Consider the following 22,265-nt stretch of genomic DNA (forward strand, 5'->3'; position numbering starts at 1 on the left):
TTAAAATTAAAGCTTTACACTAAGGTTTACGCCAAATGTTCTAACCGGCGGCACACCACCTAGTTCCAACCCTGGAAAAGTAGCATTGTAACTGGACTCAGGGTCGATGTTATCCGTCTTTTTCATCAGGATAAATAAATTTCGACCGACAAAACTTACATTTAAACCATGTATTTTGTTCTTGAACATTTTGGCTGGAAAGTTATAACCTAAGGTCATCTGTCTGAGCTTGATAAAACTAGCATCCTGAACAAATTTATTTGAAACATTATCCGCAGAAAGCTGATAGTAAGTTGCTGCGGTATTGCCCAAAGCCTCACGATTTTCTAGTGTAGCTTGATGTAAACCAAATACATAGCCATAATAATCAGTAGCAGAGAATACTTTTCCTCCCCATTTACCATCAATCAAAAATGATAATGTTGCACCTTTATAATTAAACTCGTTGTTCCAACCGGCAAACCATTTATTGTAAGCAGAACCATATGCAACAAGATCGCCGCGTTGAGGTGCACCGTTTGCACCAAGCATGACTTTTCCTGCTGCATCATATTTATAATCATATGCCATTACCTGGGAGGCTGCTTTGCCTGGGATGTTCTGTAAAAAGCCAACACCTGGTCGTGAGGTTGCAATAAGGTTTGAGGTTACACCATCAGCAAGAGAAATTACTTTATTATCGTTGTAAGATCCGTTTAAAGATGATGTCCACACAAAATCTTTACTTTTTAACACCTGTCCAGATAGCAATAGTTCAACACCTTTGTTTTCGATCTTACCAGAATTTAAAACAGCTCCACTATAACCAGTTGATGTCGATGTAGTAACAAAGGTGATTTCATCTTTAGAGGTTTTTTTATACCAGGTAAGATCGAGGTTCAAGCGATCTCCTAAAAAACGTATTTCGGTACCAACTTCCAATTCGGTTGCTTTTGATGCTTTTAATGCCGAATTTGGAATATTTACATTAGAAATAGTGCCTAGCGGCAAACCATTTAACACTTCACTCCTTAAGCTGTAAGTTAATAAAGTTTGATAAGGATCTGTTGCCTGACCAACAACTGCGTAACCAGCCCTCACTTTACCAAAACTTAAGAAAGATGGTTTCCAAAGTTCGGAGAAAACAAATGAGCCACTAACCGAGGGGTAAAATACACTCAATTTATTGTCTTTACCTGGTGTTGCTAACGTAGAGAACCAATCGGTACGGCCACTTCCTGTTAAATAAAAAATGTCTTTATAGGCAAGTTCTAAAGTACCATATACAGACTGGGTTTCAGCTACAGATGCTACATAGGCCACAGATTTATTCTTGGCATTTAAAATATTATAAACACCGAAAACGGCAAAATCTGCTCCACTATTTGTTGTCTGATTAACATTTGTTCTACGGTAACTAGCTCCTACATTCGGTGTAACAGCAAAATCTTCATCTATTTTAAAAGGTTTACCTACTAAAACATCTACATTTACATCCGCAAACTTAGTTGCCTGTTCTACAATTTTACCGGGTGCATAATAAGCGGTACCTGATGGCACTACGTTTTTATAGCTGTCGGTATAAGCGTCACGTCCGGCACGCCCCTGTAAAAACAGCCCATCATCAAAAGTATATTTAGCACTAAACGAACTGATTAAACGATCGCGTTTGGTATCGTTTATAAACTCGTTTGCAGCGAACCAAGGATTGGTTGCATAAGCATTGCCTTTATTGTATTGGATCTCATTACCATTCGCATCTTTCCATGGCTTAAGATCATTTACACTTACACTTGTTGGTAAAAAAGCAACATTATAATTGGCATTACCTGCACCGTCTGAAACCATGGGCCTGTTTTTCGCCTGCTCTAAAATGTAATTCATGCGGGCATCGATAGTTAAGCGTTTAACCGGACTAAAAGTACCTGTAAAATTAAAAGACTGTCTGTTTAAGCCTGAATTCGGAACTACCGAATTATTATGAACATCGTTAGCCGATAAGCGGATGGTACCGCCATCAAAACTTTTGTTCAATGCCAAAGTGTTAGACCATGTACCTCCAGTACGGTAAAAATCTTCGATGTTGTTTTTCTGTGCGATATAAGGTCTGGAAACACCATCAAACTGGATTACATTAGATCCATCTAATTTTGCTCCCCAGCTAGAACCACCAACCTGTGCAGCTGCAGCTGCATCAGTAGGTTTTACACCATTGGCACCTTGTCCATAAACATATTGCCAGTTGGTTCTATCCATTACCTGTTCGGTTACATAATTACTATTAAATTCTATGCTGTTTCCCTTTCCACTTTTGGTTGTAATCAAAATTACACCTGCTTTTGCACGATAGCCATACAATGCCGATGCTGCTGCACCTTTCAGCACCGAAATACTTTCAATATCATCAGGATTTAAGTTCCCAACAGCATCTCCTAAATCTGGAGCATTATCGTATTGACCACCTGAGTTACCATTGCCATTGAGATTATTTAAACCAACTGGTTTATTCTCCATAGGCACTCCATTAATTACATATAATGGTTGATTAGTTTGACTTAAACTAGAAACACCACGGATGGTTACACTGGTTGCTGCTCCCGCACCACCAGAGGTAGAACTAATATCCAGGCCGGCCACTTTACCAACCAAAGAGTTGGCCACATTATTTTCCCTTGCCTGGGTTAGCGTTTCACCACTAACTTGCGTAACCGAATAACCTAAGGCCCTTCTTTCTTTTTTGATACCCAAAGCCGTAACCACCACATCGGTAAGTTGTTTGGTATCTTCGGATAGTACGATATCGATATTGGTCTGCGAACCGATGGCAATTTCTTTAGTTTGAAAACCAGCATAAGAAACTACCAGAATTGCATTTTCGGGCGCATTTAAAGCAAATTTACCATTCACATCGGTAGAAGTACCAATGCCTGTTCCTTTAACCCTAACACTTGCGCCAGGTAAAACCCCTCCTAGGGCATCTTTAACTGTTCCCGAAATCGGGACTTCTTTATTCTTGCTAATTACGATCAGGCCACCATCCGAAACAGAATATTTCAGGTTGGTTCTGTTTAAAATGGCTGCCAATACATCAGTAACCAGAGTATTGGTTACAGTAATGCTTACATCCTTATTTACCGGAACGTAAGAAGAGCTGTAAACAAAATGGTAACTGCTTTGCTGCTCAATAATCTGTAATACCCTGGCTAGCTTTGTTTTCTTAACATCTAAAGAAATTTTTTCCTGAGAAAAAACCGATGCCGAAACATTAAGACAGGTAATGAAAACCATAATACAGGCTAGTTTCATTAGCATAATGAATTTTAGAAGCGCTTTATATTTTGGGCGCCCTTGCAGTAAGTAATAATAAATCATATTTTTGTTTTTTTGGTTGCATAAAGTTCTTGGCAGCAATCTGTTTGCGCATAAACTGCCATTAATTAATCAAAAGAGAAATTGTTAAGGGCGGTGCTCCAACACCGTCCTTTTTTCTTTCTATTTCGAGATGGTTACCTGTTTTCCTTTTATCTCATATTTAAAATTATTTTCGGTGTCTTTTAAAGCTTGTAAAACCTGTTCGATACTTTCGTTTGTTATTGTAGCTGTGAAGCGGTATTTTTCTATTGAAGGATCTGTAAACCTGATTTCTACGTTGTACCATTTTTCTAAAACATTCCTAATCTCATCAAAATCCTGATCGTATATTTCGATCCGGTTCTGTGTCCAGGCAGTTTCTACAATGGTGCTATCTTTAATCTTTGTGTAATGGTTAATGGTAATTTCGGGCTGTAAGGCTGCAGGCTTAAGCAATTTGCTTTTTTGCTGCGGCGCTACGCTCTTATAAAAAGTAACTTTCTGGCTTGGTTTTAAAGTAATGGTTCCGCCATTTCCATTTACGGCTTCCATGGTAATTAAGCCACGGATTAAAGTTGCTTCTGAAGTTGTTTCATCAGGGTATGCTTTCACATTAAAAGCAGTACCCAATACATTGATGTTAAAATCGGCTGTATGCACTTTAAAAGGCTTATTTTTATCATGAGCCACATCAAAAAAAGCTTCGCCTGTTAGGGTAACCTCCCTGAACTGATCGTTAAAACCTTTGGTTACAGATAAAGAACTTTTTGCGTTTAAGAGTACTGTGGTTCCGTCCTGAAGCTTAATTTTTTTACGCTCACCACTTTTTGTGGTAAAAGTATAAACCTCCTGCACAGCGTTTTTTGTATTGTTATACTTAAAGTAGGTGTTATAAACCAATACTGAGCCAAGCACTAAAACCAATGCTGCTGCTATTTTAAGCCACAAATAACGTTTCAGTTTAACTACTTTTTCTTCTGGAAACATACTTTCCTTCAAACTTTCTGTCTGTTTATTCAATGGGCGTTTATTCCCGCTTAATATCACATAAAGTTTTTTTGCTTCTGCAATTACCGCAGCCTGCTCGGGGTGGGCATTAATGTACTTCTCCCAATATCCAATGCAAAGCTTATCGGTTCCAGCGCAATACTGCTGAAAGGTACTATCGACAAGAAAATCTTCTGCATTGAATTTACTTCTATCAACCATTCTAATTTGCCTTTTATATATCAGTGCCCAAAAGCTTTATTTTTTCCTAAGGAAATTTTAACTTTTTTTTAACACGACCGAATATATGCCCTGAATGAGAATACAACGAAGAAATTTAATTTGCAGGAATAGTATTTTCAAAGGTTCTAAAGGGTAGGGCAGATATTTTTATTACTTAAATAATTGCAAGTTTTTTTTGGGAAAAGCAATTGCAGAAGCAATGGGGAGTGATAGTCCTGCTATCCGCTTTATCTCACTGCGTTCAATGCCCGCTTCTATCAGGTTTAGGTGGCGCAGTCTGTTTTACTATTTGGGGTTGCAGGGTGCAGAACCGGTATTGGGAGCACAAGGCCTTCTATTCCTAAACCCGGTAGTAACGAAAATCCTTTTTATTGCTTAAAAAGTATTTAATTATAACGTTTATCTGCAATAAAAAGATTGGAGTGCATAACGGGACTACAGCACCTACGGAGACAGAAATGTTCGTTTTCCAAATAAAAAAATAACCATCAAGCTGGCTGAAATTGCGAATGGAAGGCTTTCGAAAATTTAAGATGAGTTGAAGTGGCAATAAAAGCTCTCTCTATTCCGCTGCGCTGCATCCGATAGCTATCGGATCGAGATGACGAAATGCGGAGATTTACGCATTAAACTCTTTCCTTAGGATTTTAAGCGCATCGTAAATGGTGTTATAGGCTGTTTTAATGGTCTGATTGCTCTGTTCGGCAATCTGTTCATAACTTAGTCCCTCAAAAAACTTTAAATGGATTAACTGTTTTTGACGGAAGGTCAATTTTTCTAAAGCATTTTTGAGCTGATGCTGCACCAGTTCATCGCTTTGCACCTTAACAATAAACTCTTCGTAACTCATTTCCATCCAATCGCCATCGGCTCCTGCATTAAAGAGTGCATCGTTAATTTTGCGCTTTCTTTCTAATATCCTGAGCAGTTTGCGCTTAAGGAAGGTACGCAGATAGGCTTCAACATTATCAACACGGGTTAGGCTTTCGTGTTTCTCCCAAATGGTGGTAAAAACAAGATCAGTAGCTTCACTAGCAGTATCAGCATCGGCACAAACCCTGATCCCGAAATTTACAAGCGGGTAATAAAGCTCCTTGTAGAGATCAAAAAACGCATCTTTATCGCCAACCCGTAACCGTTCCCATAATAAGTGATGCGCTAATTTGTTCTCCATTAAATTGTTAGTTGTTATCACAATATTAACTAAAAACAACAAGATTATTACTAAGTTTCGGTTTGAGTCGCCACAAACCGAGGCTAAGGAGATTTGATCGATTAAAAAAACCCATCAGGTTTCGAAAACCTGATAGGTTTGAATATTACTTTAAAGCCGTTTTACTAAAAATATGATATTCACCAGGGGCCAATATTTGCGTATAAGCACTGGTTGAAAGGTTAACGCTGTTTCCAACTGCATCCACCCAAGTCCCTGATGAACCAAAATCGATATTGGCCGTCTGGCTCACTACACCAAAATTCCCTACCACTATAACCGCATTTGTGCCTTCGGTTAATTTAATGTATTTGATTCCACCAGTAAGGTTATAGGTTGAGTTCGCTGAGTTAAAAATGCTGTTATTCTTTTTCAATCTGATAAATTTAGCATAGGCATCGTACAAAGCTTTACGATTCATGTCGGTATAATAATCCCATTTAATCGGCTTTTCGCCTGTTCTTCCATTAAAATCGATACTGATATCATAACCCAGTTCTCCAAACTGCCAGATCATTTTCGGCCCTGGGATACTAAATAAAAATGCAGCTACTAATTCTTCCCTTTTTAATGATGTTGCCAGATTCCCCTTAATCATATAATTACCCGATGCATTGCCATAACTGAAATTTTTAAAATTCAACCTTTCCTCATCATGACTTTCGCCATAGCTAACCAAATTCTCTGATTTGGCAAAACCGTGATTGGCATAAAAACCCCACTGAAAATTAGAATTATCTAACCAGCCCATGGTTGCTTCGTTCATGTTGTAATTCATGTTGTTCCAAAGCATCATACCATCATCGGCCAAAACTTTTTCTTCTGATTCCTCAGCAAAGTGCTCCAAAATCACATAGAAATTAGGATCTATACTCTTGATATAGCCATTATAATCTTTCCAGATGGCCACACGGCTTGCATCATATAACTTAAACTGTGCATCATCGGTTGAAGATTTCTGTGTGAATCCTTTCGACAGATCGAAACGGAAACCATCAATTTTATATTGCTGCATCCAAAATTTCATCACATCTTTCGAGAACTTTTTAGTAGCCAAACTTTCGTGGTTAAAATCATAACCCACATTAAATGGATGTTTTGCATCAACATTAAACCATGGACTCGAAGCGGTTGGCTTAACACCATCAAAATACAATTGCACCATAGGCGATTGACCGAAAGAATGATTCAGCACCATATCTAAAATCACAGCAATTCCCCTTCCGTGACATTCATCGATAAAATTCTGCAACGCCGTTTTAGTCCCATAATATTTATCGGGCGCAAAATAAAACGATGGATTGTAGCCCCAGCTTAAATTACCTTCGAATTCGTTTACCGGCATCAACTCAATTGCGTTTATGCCCAAACCAATTAAATAATCAAGTTTAGCCAATGTTGAGGCATAATTATGATCGGTGGTAAAATCGCGGACGAGCAATTCGTAAATGACCAGGTTATCTTTTGCCGGACGGGAAAAACTGGTGTTTTTCCAGGCGTAAGTTGGCTGATTCGCTTGCATTACACTTACAGTTCCTGTTGTTTTACCTATTGGATAGGTTTTTAAATTTGGATAAGTTGCTGCAGTAATGTATTTATCATTATCCGGATCGAGTATTTTCTCGCAATAAGGATCGGCAACTTTTAAGTTTCCATCTACATAAAACTGATAGGCATATTCCGTATTTGGGTTTAAATTATCTACCTGAACCCACCAATAATTCCCATCTGGCGTATTTTTCATGGCTAGCGTTGTGGTAGACCAATCGTTAAACTCGCCAATTAGCGAAACTGATTTTTTACCTGATGCGTAAAGCGTTACAATAGCCGATGTTCCGTTGTTGATAAATACCACACCATCTCTGGCTCCGGCAGGTAAAGCTGCTGCTTGGTTTGTTGGCGTTAGTTCTAGGCTAACATCTGTAGATGCTTTTTTACAGGCGCTATTAAGCGTTATTGCCAATAGCAATAGATAAATTATTTTTTTCATCTGGTTAGATTATTATTGGTTTTACCACAGAGAACACTGAGTTTTCCACGGAGAAGATAATATCTCATACCAACTCTGTGCCCTCTGTGCATTTACGCTATGTACTCTGTGGTTATTTTCTGTTGGTAGGAATACTTTAAACTGATCTATTTTCTTCTACTCCAAGTTTAGAAGCCAAAACTTCGTCTGTTTTCTTTGGTTCGCGGATAAACACATAACAGATTACAGCAGCCAGAACCATTAAACCTCCACCCAATTGAACTGCTAAAAGCCTATCGTTATTTAATACATTCCGCATGAGCCAGCCGAAGCCCAACGAGGCAATAATTTCTGGCAAAACAATAAAAAAATTGAAAATCCCCATATAGATCCCGATTTTATCTTTGGGTAAAGAGCCACTCAGCATAGCATAAGGCATAGAAAGAATACTAGCCCAGGCAATACCCACACCAGTCATGCATAAATACAGCATATTTTTATCGTGCACCCAGGCCACACTGATTAAGCCAATTGCTCCACAAATTAAACATAAAGCATGTGTGGTTTTTCTCCCCAGTGCATCTGCAATTTTTGGCAGCACCAGTGCGAACAGAAAAGTAATAACGCTGTAGTAAGCAAGTGTTAAACTTCCAAAATCTGCACCATGCGCATAAACCGGATCAGCCGCATCTTTACCTCCGAAAACATTCACGGCAACGGCCGTAGTATAATAAAACCACATTAAAAACAAACCTGGCCAGGTAAAAAACTGGACCAAAGAAACAATTTGCATCCTTTTTGGCATATTCCTTAAGGCATGAAAAATTTCCCTTGCACCACCCCCAAAACCTTTATTGCTTTCTTTTACTTTTTCTTTAAAATCTACATCCTGCGGAGGGTATTCTTTAGTGGTGAAAACCGTCCATAATACAGCGGCGAAAAAGAAAAAAGCGCCAATATAAAAAGAGAATTTTACGTTTTCTGGAATACTCCCCTGTTCGGCGGTATTGGTTAAGTGGAATACATTGTTCATAATCCATGGCAATGCTGATGCTACACTTCCACCCAAACCGATCATCATACTCTGCATGATGAAACCTCGGTTAACCTGACTATCGGGCAATTTATCGGTAACAAAAGCACGGAAAGGTTCCATTGCAATGTTTCCAAAAACATCCAGAATCCAAAGTAAACCAGCTGCCATCCACAGCACACTGCTGTGTGGCATAAAGATTAAAGCAATGCTACTCACAATGGCCCCGATCATAAAATATGGCCTTCTTCTGCCCCATTTTGGATGCCAGGTACGGTCGCTCAGGTAACCAATAATCGGCTGCACCAATAAGCCGGTTAAGGGCGCGGCCAAAAACAATAACGGAACCTGATCGGGATTGGCACCCAGGTTTTCGTAAATACGGCCCATGTTTGCACGTTGTAAATCCCAACCAAACTGAATGCCAAAAAAACCAACACTCATGTTGATGATCTGTACGAGTGTTAATTTTGGGTTCTCGAATACTGTTTTTAAGCTCATTGTATTTGGTTTAGTGTTTTACCACCGAGGGCACTGAGTTGTACACAGAGTGTACCGAGGTCTCATATACTTTGTGTTTCTCAGTGCTTTTACTTTGTGTCTCTGTGGTTAATTATTTTAAAATTCGATTACCTGTGCGCTAACAGGCGTAACGGTTACAGGTATACTTGTTCCCGCCGGAATATTTAATTTCCTGTCTGTTAACAGATCTGTAACCGGAGATGAATGTTTAACTTTTAAAATCTGATCAGGGATTTCGATATTGGCAGTTAAGGTTTGTGTCCGATCAAAATTAGCCACGACCAATAAACGCTGTTTACCTGAATAACGGATAAAAGCATACATGCGGTTATTCATGTTGCCAGTAACAGGCACCTCATAAATCTCACCATTTATTACAGCATCGCTGGTTGAGGTAACTTTTAATAACTGTTGGTAGTAAGCACGTAATTTCTGCTCGTTTTCACCTAATTGTTTACCATCAAAAGCGCCATTATTCATCCATTTCTGGTGGTTTGGAACACCCCAATAATCGAAAATAGTGGTTCTGTTGTCGTCGCCGCCAAATCCTTCCTGACCTTTTCCTGGTTCACCAACTTCCTGACCAAAATAAAGCATCACCGGACCCGAGCCCAATGTTGCCGAAACAACCATTGCAGGTAAAGCGAGTTCGGCTTTCCCTGCAAATCCTGCTGATGCAATGCGTTCTTCATCGTGGTTTTCCAAAAAGCGCAACATGTGTTTGCCAAAACCAGCACTTTCTACCTGCCATACGTGTTTAATAGCCGATACATCTGCAGTTGGTTCATTTCTGATCAGTTTTTTAAGTCCATCGTACAAACCCACTTTATCATACAGGTAATCGAATTTACCTTCGTCTAAATATTGTTTGTAAACTTTTGGATTGTAGGCTTCTCCGAGAAAAATTAAATCAGGATTAACTTTTTTAACCTGTGGAATTACCCAGTTCCAGAAAGCAATAGGCACCATTTCGGCCATATCACATCTGAAACCATCAACGCCTTTATTGGTCCAATAGGTTAAAATATCATGCATTTTTAGCCAAACCGGCGGAATGGGATCGAAATATTGCTTTTCGCCGTTCTGATAATCTACGCCATAATTCAACTTAATGGTTTCGTACCAATCATCGTATTTAGGCTGGGCAGAAAACACATTGTTACCGGTAGCTTTTGCAGGGTTTTCATTAAACTTGCCATCCTGTAAAACGGAAATCGGTGTTTGCTTTGCTCCACTTGTTGGCGCTGCAAATGGCTGACCAGGGGTATAATAAAAATCGTTCCTGGTGCTAAAAGCTTTGGTTACATCATCCTGGGCACCAAAATCGATCGCATTTTTTGGCTTTGCATAAGAATGATAACTTCTGGCTACGTGATTGGGCACAAAATCGATCAGCACTTTTAAGTTTTTAGCATGTGTTCTCTTCACCAAGGCTTCAAACTCCTTCATTCTGTTTTTAACATCAACAGCCAGATCGGGATCTACATCGTAATAATCGCGGATGGCATAAGGCGAGCCTGCTCTTCCTTTTACCACATCTGCATCGTCAGGTTTAATTCCGAAGGCAGCATAATCGGTTAAACTCGCATGGGCAAGTACACCTGTATACCAAACATAATTTACACTGAGTTCTTTTATACCATCTAAAGCTTTATCGGTAATATCATTAAACTTACCAGAACCATTTTGTTCGATGGTTCCATAAGGAGTATTTGTACTGTTTTTATTCCCAAATAAGCGGGGTAATAACTGATAAATAACGATCTGTTTATCGTTCATTTTTATACGTTGTTTTTGTGCAAAGGATGACATTGAAAATAGTAAAAAGAAAACATACAGTATGCAGGTCCTCCTCCTGCGCTTCCGATGTAAAATCGGAATAGACACTCCCAAGGGGGACAAAAATAGGGCTAAAAAGTTTCTTCCAATTATGTAAGATTGAGATTTAAACCCTCTACCTTCAACCTTTAACCCCTCTACCTTTCTCATACCAACGCTGCGTTATTTACTTCAATTTCGGTATTTCCAGCCAATTTATAAAGCTGGTTTCTAATGCCGATTTCTAAATCAATGGCTGCATTATTTTTGATGCTGATGCCACTTTCGGTGATATTGATCTTTAAGGTAGTTCCTCTAAAGCCGATGGTAAATGAAAAAGATTTCCATTTGCCCGGCAAGAAAGGATTAAACTGCAATTTCCCATCACGCACACGCATACCGGCAAAACCTTCAACCACACTCATCCAGGTTCCTGCCATCGAAGTGATGTGCAGACCATCTTCGGTATCATTATTATAATCATCGAGATCTAAACGGGCGGTACGCAAGTAGAATTCGTAAGCACGTGCCTCGTCATTTAATTTCGCGGCTAAAATACTGTGTACGCATGGCGACAATGAACTTTCGTGTACGGTACGGGGCTCATAAAAATCGAAGTTACGTTTCAAAGTGTCCAGATCGTAGTCCTCTTCAAAGAAATATAATCCCTGTAAAACATCGGCCTGTTTAATAAAACAAGAGCGTAAAATCCTGTCCCAGCTCCATTTTTGATTAATTGGCCGTTCGCTGGCAGGAAGGTCTTTCACTAAAGTTTGTTCTTTATCCAAATACCCATCCTGCTGCAAGAAAATACCCAGTTTTTCATCATGCGGATAATACATTTTTTCGATGATATCTGCCCAATCGGTAAATTCCTTTTGATCGAAATTTAAGCTTTTTAACAGACTGTTGTATTTTTCAGGCTGCTGCGTTTTCACGATTCCGGCAGCTTCGGTTGCATATTTCATACACCAGGTAGCCAAAATATTGGTGTACCAGTTGTTGTTTATATTGTTCTCATATTCATTTGGACCAGTTACGCCAAGCATTACATATTGCTGTTTATCATTGCTCCAGTTAACGCGTTGTTTCCAGAAACGGGCAATGCCGATCAGCACTTCTAAACCAAAATCAGACAGGTAGCTTTCATCACCGGTATAGCGGATGTAATTAAAAATGGCAAAAGCGATGGCGCCATTGCGGTGGATTTCTTCGAAGGTAATTTCCCACTCGTTATGGCATTCCTCACCGTTCATCGTTACCATAGGATACAATGCTGCACCGTCTTTAAAACCTAATTTTGCTGCATTTTCAATCGCTTTACCCAATTGCTTATGGCGATAAATTAACAGGTTTTTGCTCACTTCCTGTGGAGCAGTTGCCAGATAAAACGGCACACAATAAGCCTCTGTATCCCAATAGGTTGAGCCACCGTATTTTTCGCCCGTAAAACCCTTCGGACCAATATTCAATCGGTCATCTTTACCAGTATAGGTTTGAAAAAGCTGAAAAATATTGAAACGAATGGCCTGTTGAGCCGAAACATCACCTTCGATAATGATGTCGCTTTCTTCCCACTTGCTTGCCCAGGCTTCGGTTTGTTCTGTTAACAAGGTATCGAATCCTTTAGCAGATGCGTTGGCAATTACCGACTTTGTTTCTTTTAAAAGTGATTCCTTTGGGTAATTTTCTGAAGATAAATTCGCCGCAATTTTAACCAAAGTGATTTCTTCGTTAGCTTTTACCTCAATAGAAAAAGTTTGTCCAACAAATTTTTCTTTGCGGACAGCCTCTGGATTAATGTCTAATTTCTCCGCATTTTTATACAATTCGATATTACTCCCTGTACAAACTTCAAATGCTGTTTTCTTTGTTCTTAGTTTGATATAAGCTTCCGTTCCAGAAATTTCATCTGCAATTTTATCCCAGAATTTTTCGTCGTAATTACTATCCTGATTTTTAACATCACCATCAATAAAAGGCGTTAATGTTAATTTACCATCAAAATCTAATGGCGTAATGCTATATCGGATGGCGCCAACTTCATCATCAGCTATGCTACAAAAACGGGTTGATTTAACTTTTAGGGTTTTACCGCTTTTTAACTTTGCCGTGAACGTACGCTCCAGGTATCCGGCATGCATATTCAACAAACGTTTAAAATCGCTTACCTCAGCAGTTGCCAGATCAAGGATTTCATCATCTAGTTTTACTTCAATACCTACCCAGTTTGCTGCGTTTAATACTTTCGCAAAATATTCCGGATACCCGTTTTTCCACCATCCTACACGGGTTTTATCTGGATAATAAACACCTGCAACGTAATTTCCAAGTAGGGTTTCTCCGGTATAAGTTTCTTCAAAATTGGCGCGCTGGCCCATACGGCCATTACCCAAGCTGAAAATACTTTCCGAAATTTTATTTAAATGTGGATCAAAGCCTTCTTCGATAATATTCCACTCATCTGCTTTAATGTAATTTTTCATAATTGAGTATTGAGTAGCGAGATTTGAGATTTGAGACATACCCTCAACCTTAAACCCTACACCTTAAACCTATAAATTCTCTAAATCTTTAACTGTTAATTTGTCTAATCCGCTTACTACCACATCTGCCTGGCTAAGCACGCTTTTTTCACCGATACCGATGGCTTTCATTCCGCCTCTTTTTGCAGCTTCTACCCCAGCGACAGCATCTTCAAAAACCACACATTCATCAGGTGCGAAACCTAAAAGTTCGGCTCCTTTTAAAAATACTTCAGGATCTGGTTTTGATTTGGTGACCATGTTTCCATCCACTATTTCATCGAAAAAATGAGCAAGGTCTGTTTTCTCTAAAATAATTCCCGAGTTTTTACTTGCCGAGCCTAACGCCAGTTTATAACCGGCTTTGTGAATCGCTGTTAAGAAATCAACCGTTCCGGGTAAAACTTCGGCCGGTGTCATTTTAGTAATCATATCTACATACCAGCTGTTTTTCAAACTAGCGAGTTCTTCTTTTTCGGCATCGGTTTTATCTACTCCACCCCAGGCAAGAATCTTATTTAAACTTTCTACCCGACTTACGCCTTTTAGCTGTTCGTTCTGCTCTTCTGTAAAATCGAAACCCATGGTATTGGCCAAACGTTTCCAAGCTTTGTAGTGATAAACTGCGGTATCTACCAGTACACCATCGAGATCGAAAAGACAGGCTTTTATTGAGGCGGAAGGCGTAAGGTTAAAGGTAGAAGGTTCTGTATGATTATCTTGCATATTTTTATCTCTAGCCTTCGACTGAAGTCGATGGCAATTAATTTAATTCCAGTAACAACGTTGTTTTAGCTGGTACTTTAATGTTTTTGAATTCGATGTTTTCGCCGGTAATTACGTTTTTAGCGGATGTAATTCCTGCTGTTCTTTCGGCAAAGCGATCGGTATTTAATGTTTTTTCTTTTTCAGTGTTATTTACAATAACCATTATTGTCCCTTTTGGTTCGGTGTTGTAACGGAAATAAACATAAATATCATCTTGCGGTACAAACTGCATCAATTTACCGGTTTGTAATGCTGCGCTGTTTTTTCGGAAATTGGCTAATGTTTTAACAAAATTGAAAGCTTCATTTTCTTTGCCTGTACGACCATCGGCAATAAATTTGTCTTTTTTATCACCTTCCCAGCCGCCAGGAAAATCAGAACGGATCAATCCATCAGGATTGGAAAAGTTTTTCATTAAAATTTCTGTTCCATAATACATTTCAGGAATACCCCGCATGGTTAAGAGAATACTCATTCCCATTTTGTATTTATCGAAATCTTCGCCAACCATCGAATAGAAACGGCTCATATCATGATTATCTAAAAAGATGCAGTTGGTATTTGGGTTTTTATAAAGAAAATCGTGTGCTAAGGTGGCATACAAACGGTTAATTCCGTCTACCCAACCGTTTTTTCCGTTTATTCCTTCGTAAATTGCATCTTTTAAAGTGGCATCGGTAATGCCTTGCAAATGAGTATCAAAACCGCGGTTAACCGTATTGCCACCAGTAAAAAAGGCCTGGTTCGCCACAGCAGTTACCAGTGTTTCTCCAAAAACAGATAAGTGCGGGAATTCTGCCTGAACTTTTAAAGCCCAATCGGCCATATAAACCGGGTCATTATATCCGTAAGTATCCAAACGTAAACCATCAATACCAGCATATTCGATCCACCAGATGTGGTTTTGGGTCAGGTAATTCTGCACATAAGGATTGGTCTGGTTTAAATCGGGCATTGAAGGTACAAACCAGCCATCTAACATCTGTTTACGATCTGCCGCAGAGGCGTGTACATCCATAACGGTCTGATCGCGATAACTCGTTTGCGTATATTTTGGCCATTGGTTTAACCAGCTTTTCATTGGTAAATCTTTATAAAACCAGTGCTGGGTACCAATATGGTTGTGTACAATATCTTTAATCACTTTTAATCCTTTGGCATGGGCAATCTCTACATATTTTTTGTAAAGTGCATTTGTACCATACCGTGGGTCTATCTTATAATGATCGGTTACTGCGTAGCCATGATATGAAGCTTGTGGCATATCGTTTTCTACCTCTGGCGTCATCCAAACTGTAGTTACACCTAAATCTTTCAGGTAATCGAGGTGGTTAATTACACCTTGTATATCGCCCCCATGGCGATAGTACATGCTATCGCGGTTTAATGCAGTTTCAGTTAAACCCTGAACCACATCGTTGCTTTTATCGCCGTTCGAAAAACGATCGGGCATAAGCAGATAAATAAAATCTTTGTTGGTTACACCCTGAATCCTGTCCGCACTTTTATTGCGGTTTTTTAATTCGTAAGTGTAACTAAATATCTTTTTGCCCTTTACAGAAAAATTAATCGGGAAACTTCCGGATTTTACGGTAGGGGCAAGTGTTAAATCGAGAAATAGATAATTGGGATTTTCTACTTTATTTACCTTAACGAGCTTAACCCCTGGATAAGTTAAGGCTACTGTAGTATGGGCAATGTTGTCGCCATGCACAAGTAACTGTAATTTAGGATTATGCATCCCAACGTACCAGAACATGGGTTCTACACGCTCTAGCTTTTGGGCAAAGAGATTGATACTGCTAAACAGTACAATCAGGACAATGAATATTTTTTTTAATCCCGGCACATTTGCGTGGATTTTAGTTTGAGCATTAAAGGGAGAAGGAATAACGAAAGAAGAGGTAGCTGAAGTAAGCGATTTTATCATGCTAAAACTTTTTAATGATTTTAAAAATCCTGCAGAGATCAAACGATCTCTACAGGAATAGTTTAGTTAATGATTAATTTTTAACCATGGTGTATGATCCAGCTTTACCATCAGCATTAACGGTTAAGGTTAAAGTATAGGTTCCGGCATCGGTTACCATGATATCAGCGCCATTGTTGCCAATACTGGTTGTCCAATCGTGGTTTAATCTGAATTTAAAAGCACCGGATGTTAAAGCAATTTTCGCTTGCCAGGTGCCTTTTCCATCATTAATAAATTTTAAATCGGTATCTACTGCCCAGTTACTGCCAGGAATTGCATTACCTATAACAGACCAGTAGTCGGCTTTTGCAATGGTATAGGTTTTTTTATTTAAGTCAACGGTTAATAGTTTGAACTCTGCAGATACTGAACTGATATCGCCGCCAGAGGTACTAATTGTACCGCCACCTGCATCGCCATAAGCTACATCCCATTTTTTTTCTGGTGTAATTTTGAACGGGCTACCATCAAACTTGATAATTCCGGTATAAACGCCATTACTGGTTAAGGATACCAAACTATCGGCCGTTGAAGGGTTCCAGCCCTGATAATTACCAGGTACATAAATCCATGCCGATGCTAAATAAGGGGTTGCGCTTAAAGTAATTACATTTGAATAGGTCATGGCGTTTGCTGCAGCACCTGATTTCAACCTTACTTCTACCTGTGCAGGTGTACCGATGGTTGCACCAAGCGCTAACATCATGGTATTAAAATCGTTTACGGTTGGCGAGTATGAGGTTGTACTCACTACATATTCTTTAGGCGAAGCAAAGTTTTTTCCTTTAATATCAAACTGAATGGTTGACGTTACTGGTACAGTGTAACCTGTAACGGTTGATGCAGGAAATGTTAAGGTTAATGCAGGCTTTGTTCCGTTTGCCTGTACCAAGCTTAAGCTAGTTGCTGAGGCAGTAAGTGTACCTGCAGGGCTTACATTCGAAACCGTCTGCGTTTCGTCTTTTTTGCAAGACCAAAGCGATACGGCTAAACAGCATACCGCTAAGGATTTAAATAATATTGATTTCATATGCGATGAAGATTAATAACCAGTGTTTTGAACCAGATTCGGATTTGCAATTAAATCGGCATTTGGAATCGGATATAGATTGCGGTAAGCAGGTAAACTAGTGCCAGCCTTTACGCCACCTTTAAACGGCCATAAATAAGTAGCCCCAGCAAATTTGCCATAACGGATTAAATCGGTACGGCGGTGACCTTCCCAATACAACTCACGACCTCTTTCGTCTAAATAAAAATCGGTTGTTAAAGCTGCCGCAACAAGATTACCGCTGGTATTGCCATAGGCACGTTGACGTAGGGCATTCACATAAGTTAAAGCTTGTGCTACCGAACCTCCTGAACCTCCTCTGGCAACGGCTTCTCCGTAAATAAGATATTGCTCTGCCAAACGGAAAAGGGCAAAATCTAAAGAGCTGAATGTTCCGTTTAATGATGCAGGAGTTGTACCGCCTGATGTTACATTTCTAAACTTGGTCACCTTTAAACCATCATTAGGATCTGAAATGGCATCTATTGTTGCTTTCGGGCCAACAAAAACACCACGTTTATCAATAGATCCGGTAGTATTTGGAAATAAGGCTGGTAAATTCTGACGGGTACGGTTACCGGCCCAACCACCATTTGGCACACCATACTCACCTGCTACCATACCTGCAGCATCAGCCGATGCATAAACTGCTGCATTGATCAGGAAAGTAGTACCTCCGTAATTGGTTCCATTCACACCATCATAATTAATGGTCAATATATTTTCGGTGTTTCCGATATTGTTATCTGCTTTGAACAGGTTGGCATAACTTGAGTTTAAAGCATAACTAGCTGCAATAACTTTGCTCGAATAGGTTATTGCTTCTGTATATTTTGCAGTACCGGTATAAACCTGAGCATTTAAATATAACCTGGCCAATAATGCCCAATCTGCCCCTTTGTCTGCACGGCCATACTCGTTGGCACGAGGTTCAGCCAGGTCGCTTTCTATAGCTTTCAATTCTGATTCTACATAAGTAAACAATGCTGCACGCTGAATCTGTTTAGGGTTAACCTTTCCGATTTCGTCAGCTTCAGTTACAAATGGCGGATTTCCAAATGCATCTAACAATACCCAATACTGGTAGGCACGTAAGAAACGGGCTTCTGCACGATAACGCGCAACATTAGTTGCATCAGCTCCGGTAATATTACGTGAAGCCAGTTTATCGGCAGTGCTTTGGCGTAAATAATCGTTAACCAGGGTAATCTGCGAGATACTGCGTGAGTATAAACCTCTCAAAAACTGGTTATCGGTAGACCAGGTAGCATTGTCTAATTCAGGAATACCTGTATCGCCCCAATTACATACCGCCTCATCTGTCACTAATTCTTGTGAAGTCCAAAATAACCTTAAAAAATCTGCGAAACCAGAGTTTAAGCCTCCAACATCACTGTTATCTGAACCAGATGGACTTGTTAATCCATAATTTGCATATAACCTAACCAATTGTTGTTTGTAACCTGCCGGTGTGGCATAAGCAATATCTGCTGTTACATCGTTGGTTGGTGTTAGATTTAATGCGTCTTTTTTGCATGCGTTTAGTGATAGCACTAAAACCGCCGATGCCAATATTATTTTAAATGAGTTTTTCATTGTATTTCTTCTATTAAAAACCAACGTTTAAACCTAGCGTGTATGTTCTTGGTCGTGGATACAGGTTATAATCGATACCTGTAGCTAATTCTGGATCAAGACCTTTGTATTTCGTTACAACAAAAACATTCTGGCAGTTTGCCGAAATTCTCATCGTTGCTGTTCCATCTTTAGATAATTTGCCAATATTATAGGCCAAACCTAAATTATCCATTTTCAGAAAGGATGCATTCTTGATGTAGTAATCGCTCAGGTACTGTGTATTGGTAAAACCAGTATTCAATATATCGCTGCTGGCATTATTAAGGATACCTACCGAACTCAATAAATTTGATTTGATACCAAAGTTCGAGCTCACGTTGTCATAAACGTAATTGCCTAAACTGGCTCTCAAAACCGTATTAACGCTCCATTTTTTGTAGGTAAACGAGGTATTGAAACCAAAAGTAAACTGAGGATCTGGCGATTTATAGAAATACTGATCATCAGTAGTGATGGTACCATCACCATTTAAATCCTGGTAAACACCTTCAAGTGGTTTGCCGCTTGCATCGTAAACCTGTTTGTACACAAAATACGATTGAGGAATCTGATTAACCGCATTGTATTTTAAGTGAATTCCGGTTCCTCCCGAAATATCACCCGCATCAATTTTAAACCCAGAGTTTGGGTTCAGGGTTAAATTGGTTACTTTTCTTTTGTTATAAGATGCGTTTACACCAAAATCCCAAGTGGTATTTTCAGTTTTGATAGCTGTAAAATTTAAACTTACTTCTGCGCCTCTAACATCCATATTACCTACATTGGTAACCAGTTCATTGCTAAAGTTTGTTCCTACAGGGATGGTAATCTTACTTAATAAATCGGCAGTTTTTTTGTAATACACATCAATGCTACCATATAACCTTCCACCTAAAAACCCATAATCTAAACCTGCATTATAAGTTGTGGTAGTTTCCCATCTCAAATCAGGATCGTATCCAGCTGGGGCATAATAATTATAAAAAGTATTACCAATCTGATATTGGCCTGTATTGCTGTTAGCGTAATATTTAGCGATGTAATTGTAGTTGCCAATATCAGCACCATCCTTATTACCAGTTTCTCCATAACTTAATCTCAATTTCAGATCAGAAAGCACTTTGCTGTCTTTAAGGAAATTTTCTCCGATAATTCTCCAGGTAAAACCTACTGAAGGGAAATATCCCCAACGGTTGTTTTCGGCAAATTTAGAAGAAGCATCGGCACGCATCGTGGCCGATAAGATATATTTCTCTGCCAGTGTATAGTTAAATCTTCCATAGTAAGAAAGCATTTTATTACGTTCTACAGAAAATGGAAAAACCGGTATAACGATTGGCGTACCTAAACCTGTGTAATTGGTAAAGTTATAACCAGTGGTTGCTATATCATAATAACCGTAACCAGCAGTTACATCAAATCTACTTTTAATGCTTTCTACCGTATGTGCATAGTTTAGATAGAACTCAGAAAATTTATCAGCTTCTGTTTTTAAAGCCCTGGAAAGTGAGCCGCTTGTTGCTGCTGATTGAGCAGCGTAAGTTGGCACAACAATGCTTCCATAACCTTTAGATACATCGTAACCAAGGTTTAAGTTCGCATGTAACTCAGGTAAAAAGTGAAATGAATAATCGAATTTAGCGTTACCTACACTCCGTGCCGCATTACCATTATTATCCTGTAACCTAATTAATGCAACAGGGTTACGCGGTGCATTTGGATTTGGAACCATTGCACTTCCAGTACCTTGTGTCCATTCGAAATAGTTTCCGTATTTATTGTCTGCATAAATTGGCTGCGTTGGATCGAACTGAATGGCTGAGTTAATTGCACCAGCATTTGCGAAATGTGAATCGGTTAACGATCCTTTTAAGTTTAAATCGATCTTTAAATGATCTTTAAACAATCTTGGCGACAAGGTAATTGAACCTGTTCCACGTTTTAGTTTATCAGTAATCAATAAACCATCCTGATCTAAGTAACCTGCAGAAACACGGTAAGGCACTCCTTTGAATGAACCCGCTATACTCAGATTATTGTCAGAGGTAAATGCATTCTGATAAATGGCATCCTGCCAATCGGTATTTGCTGTGCCCAGCAAACTTTTTTGCGTTGCGTTTCCGTTTGCATTAACATAAGCACGAACCTGATCGGCAGAAAGTACATCTACCTTTCTCGCAACCGTTGCAATAGAGTTATTGGTGCTGAAGTTTATTACAGGCGCACCAGAACCACCTTTTTTAGTGGTAATTAAAATTACCCCATTCGATGCTCTTGAACCATAAATAGCCGTTGCGTTAGCATCTTTCAGTACGGTAAAAGTTTCTATATCATTCGGATTGATCAGCGACAACGGACTTGGCGCATTATCGATCGTATTACCGCTAAATGGTACTCCATCAATTACAACCAATGGATCGTTACTGGCATTTAATGATGCCCCGCCACGGATACGGATTTGGCTACCTACTCCAGGCTGGCCGCTATTAGAGATAATGTTCACCCCTGCTACCTTACCCTGAATTAATTGCTCAGGCGTTGTAATCGCTCCTTTTTGAAAATCTTTCGAATTTACAGTAGTAATAGATCCGGTTAGGTTTTTCTTTTCTGCGGTACCGTAACCGATTACCACAACCTCGTTCAGTTTTTGTGCATCGGGTGCCAATTGAAAATTAACAGTAGCATTTCCTGAAATGCTTACGGCTTTATCAAGGGTTTGATAACCGATAAAACTTGCAGATAGCGTTATCGAACCATTCGATAAACCTGCTAGTTTATAATTACCGTTCTCATCAGTTGATGTACTTCTTGTAGTTCCTTTTACAACTACAGAAGCACCAGGTAATGGTAGGCCGGTTTCATCAAGCACTTTACCAGACACCGATCCGGTTTGTGCTTTTACCATTAATGCTGAAAAAACTAACAGCACCAAAAGCCCCTGTTTTAACAGGTAAAATACTCTCATATTTGAAGCTCGTTTAAGTATAAAAATTTGGTTAAATATTATAGTGATTTACACATAGGCCTAATTTACAGCTGTTAATGATATTTCAAAATTTATTTAAAAAATATATTTCTGACCAAAATTGCAGCCAGAAAATCAACATAAAAATTAGCTTTTTGACACTGGTAAAAATTTACATTAAATAATTGTTAAATTGATAATTATCTTATAATCAATAAATTATAAATGTTAAATGTTAATTTAAAGTGTAAT

12 protein-coding genes are annotated in these 22,265 nt (G+C 39.1%); all 12 read right to left on the reverse strand.

Annotated features, from left to right (window positions below):
• Positions 1-6: 6 nt before the first annotated feature.
• Positions 7-3,285, reverse strand: a complete 3,279-nt coding sequence (locus tag ASU31_RS04755) for a SusC/RagA family TonB-linked outer membrane protein (RefSeq protein ID WP_245224472.1) — start codon at positions 3,283-3,285, stop codon at positions 7-9.
• 186 nt (positions 3,286-3,471) lie between these two features.
• Positions 3,472-4,539: a FecR family protein gene (locus ASU31_RS04760; RefSeq protein WP_057931239.1), complete on the reverse strand. Its 1,068-nt coding sequence runs from the start codon at positions 4,537-4,539 to the stop codon at positions 3,472-3,474.
• 640 nt (positions 4,540-5,179) lie between these two features.
• Positions 5,180-5,734 carry an RNA polymerase sigma factor gene (locus ASU31_RS04770; protein ID WP_057931241.1) on the reverse strand — a complete coding sequence of 185 codons (555 nt, stop codon included), beginning with the start codon at positions 5,732-5,734 and terminating at the stop codon, positions 5,180-5,182.
• A 145-nt stretch (positions 5,735-5,879) separates the two neighbouring features.
• Entirely contained in the window at positions 5,880-7,763 is a 1,884-nt protein-coding gene (locus ASU31_RS04775) for an alpha-amylase family glycosyl hydrolase (protein ID WP_057931242.1), read from the reverse strand.
• A gap of 136 nt (positions 7,764-7,899) precedes the next feature.
• Positions 7,900-9,276: an MFS transporter gene (locus tag ASU31_RS04780; protein WP_057931243.1), complete on the reverse strand. Its 1,377-nt coding sequence runs from the start codon at positions 9,274-9,276 to the stop codon at positions 7,900-7,902.
• A gap of 117 nt (positions 9,277-9,393) precedes the next feature.
• Positions 9,394-11,076: an alpha-amylase family protein gene (locus tag ASU31_RS04785; protein WP_057931244.1), complete on the reverse strand. Its 1,683-nt coding sequence runs from the start codon at positions 11,074-11,076 to the stop codon at positions 9,394-9,396.
• A gap of 206 nt (positions 11,077-11,282) precedes the next feature.
• Entirely contained in the window at positions 11,283-13,601 is a 2,319-nt protein-coding gene (locus ASU31_RS04790; RefSeq protein WP_057931245.1) for a glycoside hydrolase family 65 protein, read from the reverse strand.
• Positions 13,602-13,670: 69 nt separating this feature from the next.
• The gene (gene pgmB, locus ASU31_RS04795; RefSeq protein ID WP_057931246.1) at positions 13,671-14,366 is read right to left on the reverse strand and encodes a beta-phosphoglucomutase; all 696 of its coding nucleotides are present in this window, start codon (positions 14,364-14,366) and stop codon (positions 13,671-13,673) included.
• Between the two features lie 37 nt (positions 14,367-14,403).
• Positions 14,404-16,338, reverse strand: a complete 1,935-nt coding sequence (locus ASU31_RS04800; RefSeq protein ID WP_083505272.1) for a glycoside hydrolase family 13 protein — start codon at positions 16,336-16,338, stop codon at positions 14,404-14,406.
• A 73-nt stretch (positions 16,339-16,411) separates the two neighbouring features.
• On the reverse strand, positions 16,412-17,410 hold the full coding sequence (locus tag ASU31_RS04805; protein WP_057931247.1) for a SusE domain-containing protein: 999 nt from the start codon (positions 17,408-17,410) through the stop codon (positions 16,412-16,414).
• Positions 17,411-17,422: 12 nt separating this feature from the next.
• Positions 17,423-19,027 (reverse strand): RagB/SusD family nutrient uptake outer membrane protein, encoded by a 1,605-nt coding sequence (locus ASU31_RS04810; RefSeq protein WP_057931248.1) that lies wholly within the window; start codon positions 19,025-19,027, stop codon positions 17,423-17,425.
• A gap of 13 nt (positions 19,028-19,040) precedes the next feature.
• Positions 19,041-22,013 carry a SusC/RagA family TonB-linked outer membrane protein gene (locus ASU31_RS04815; protein ID WP_057931249.1) on the reverse strand — a complete coding sequence of 991 codons (2,973 nt, stop codon included), beginning with the start codon at positions 22,011-22,013 and terminating at the stop codon, positions 19,041-19,043.
• Positions 22,014-22,265: the final 252 nt, after the last annotated feature.

Source organism: Pedobacter ginsenosidimutans, assembly GCF_001442625.1.
Lineage (GTDB): Bacteria > Bacteroidota > Bacteroidia > Sphingobacteriales > Sphingobacteriaceae > Pedobacter > Pedobacter ginsenosidimutans.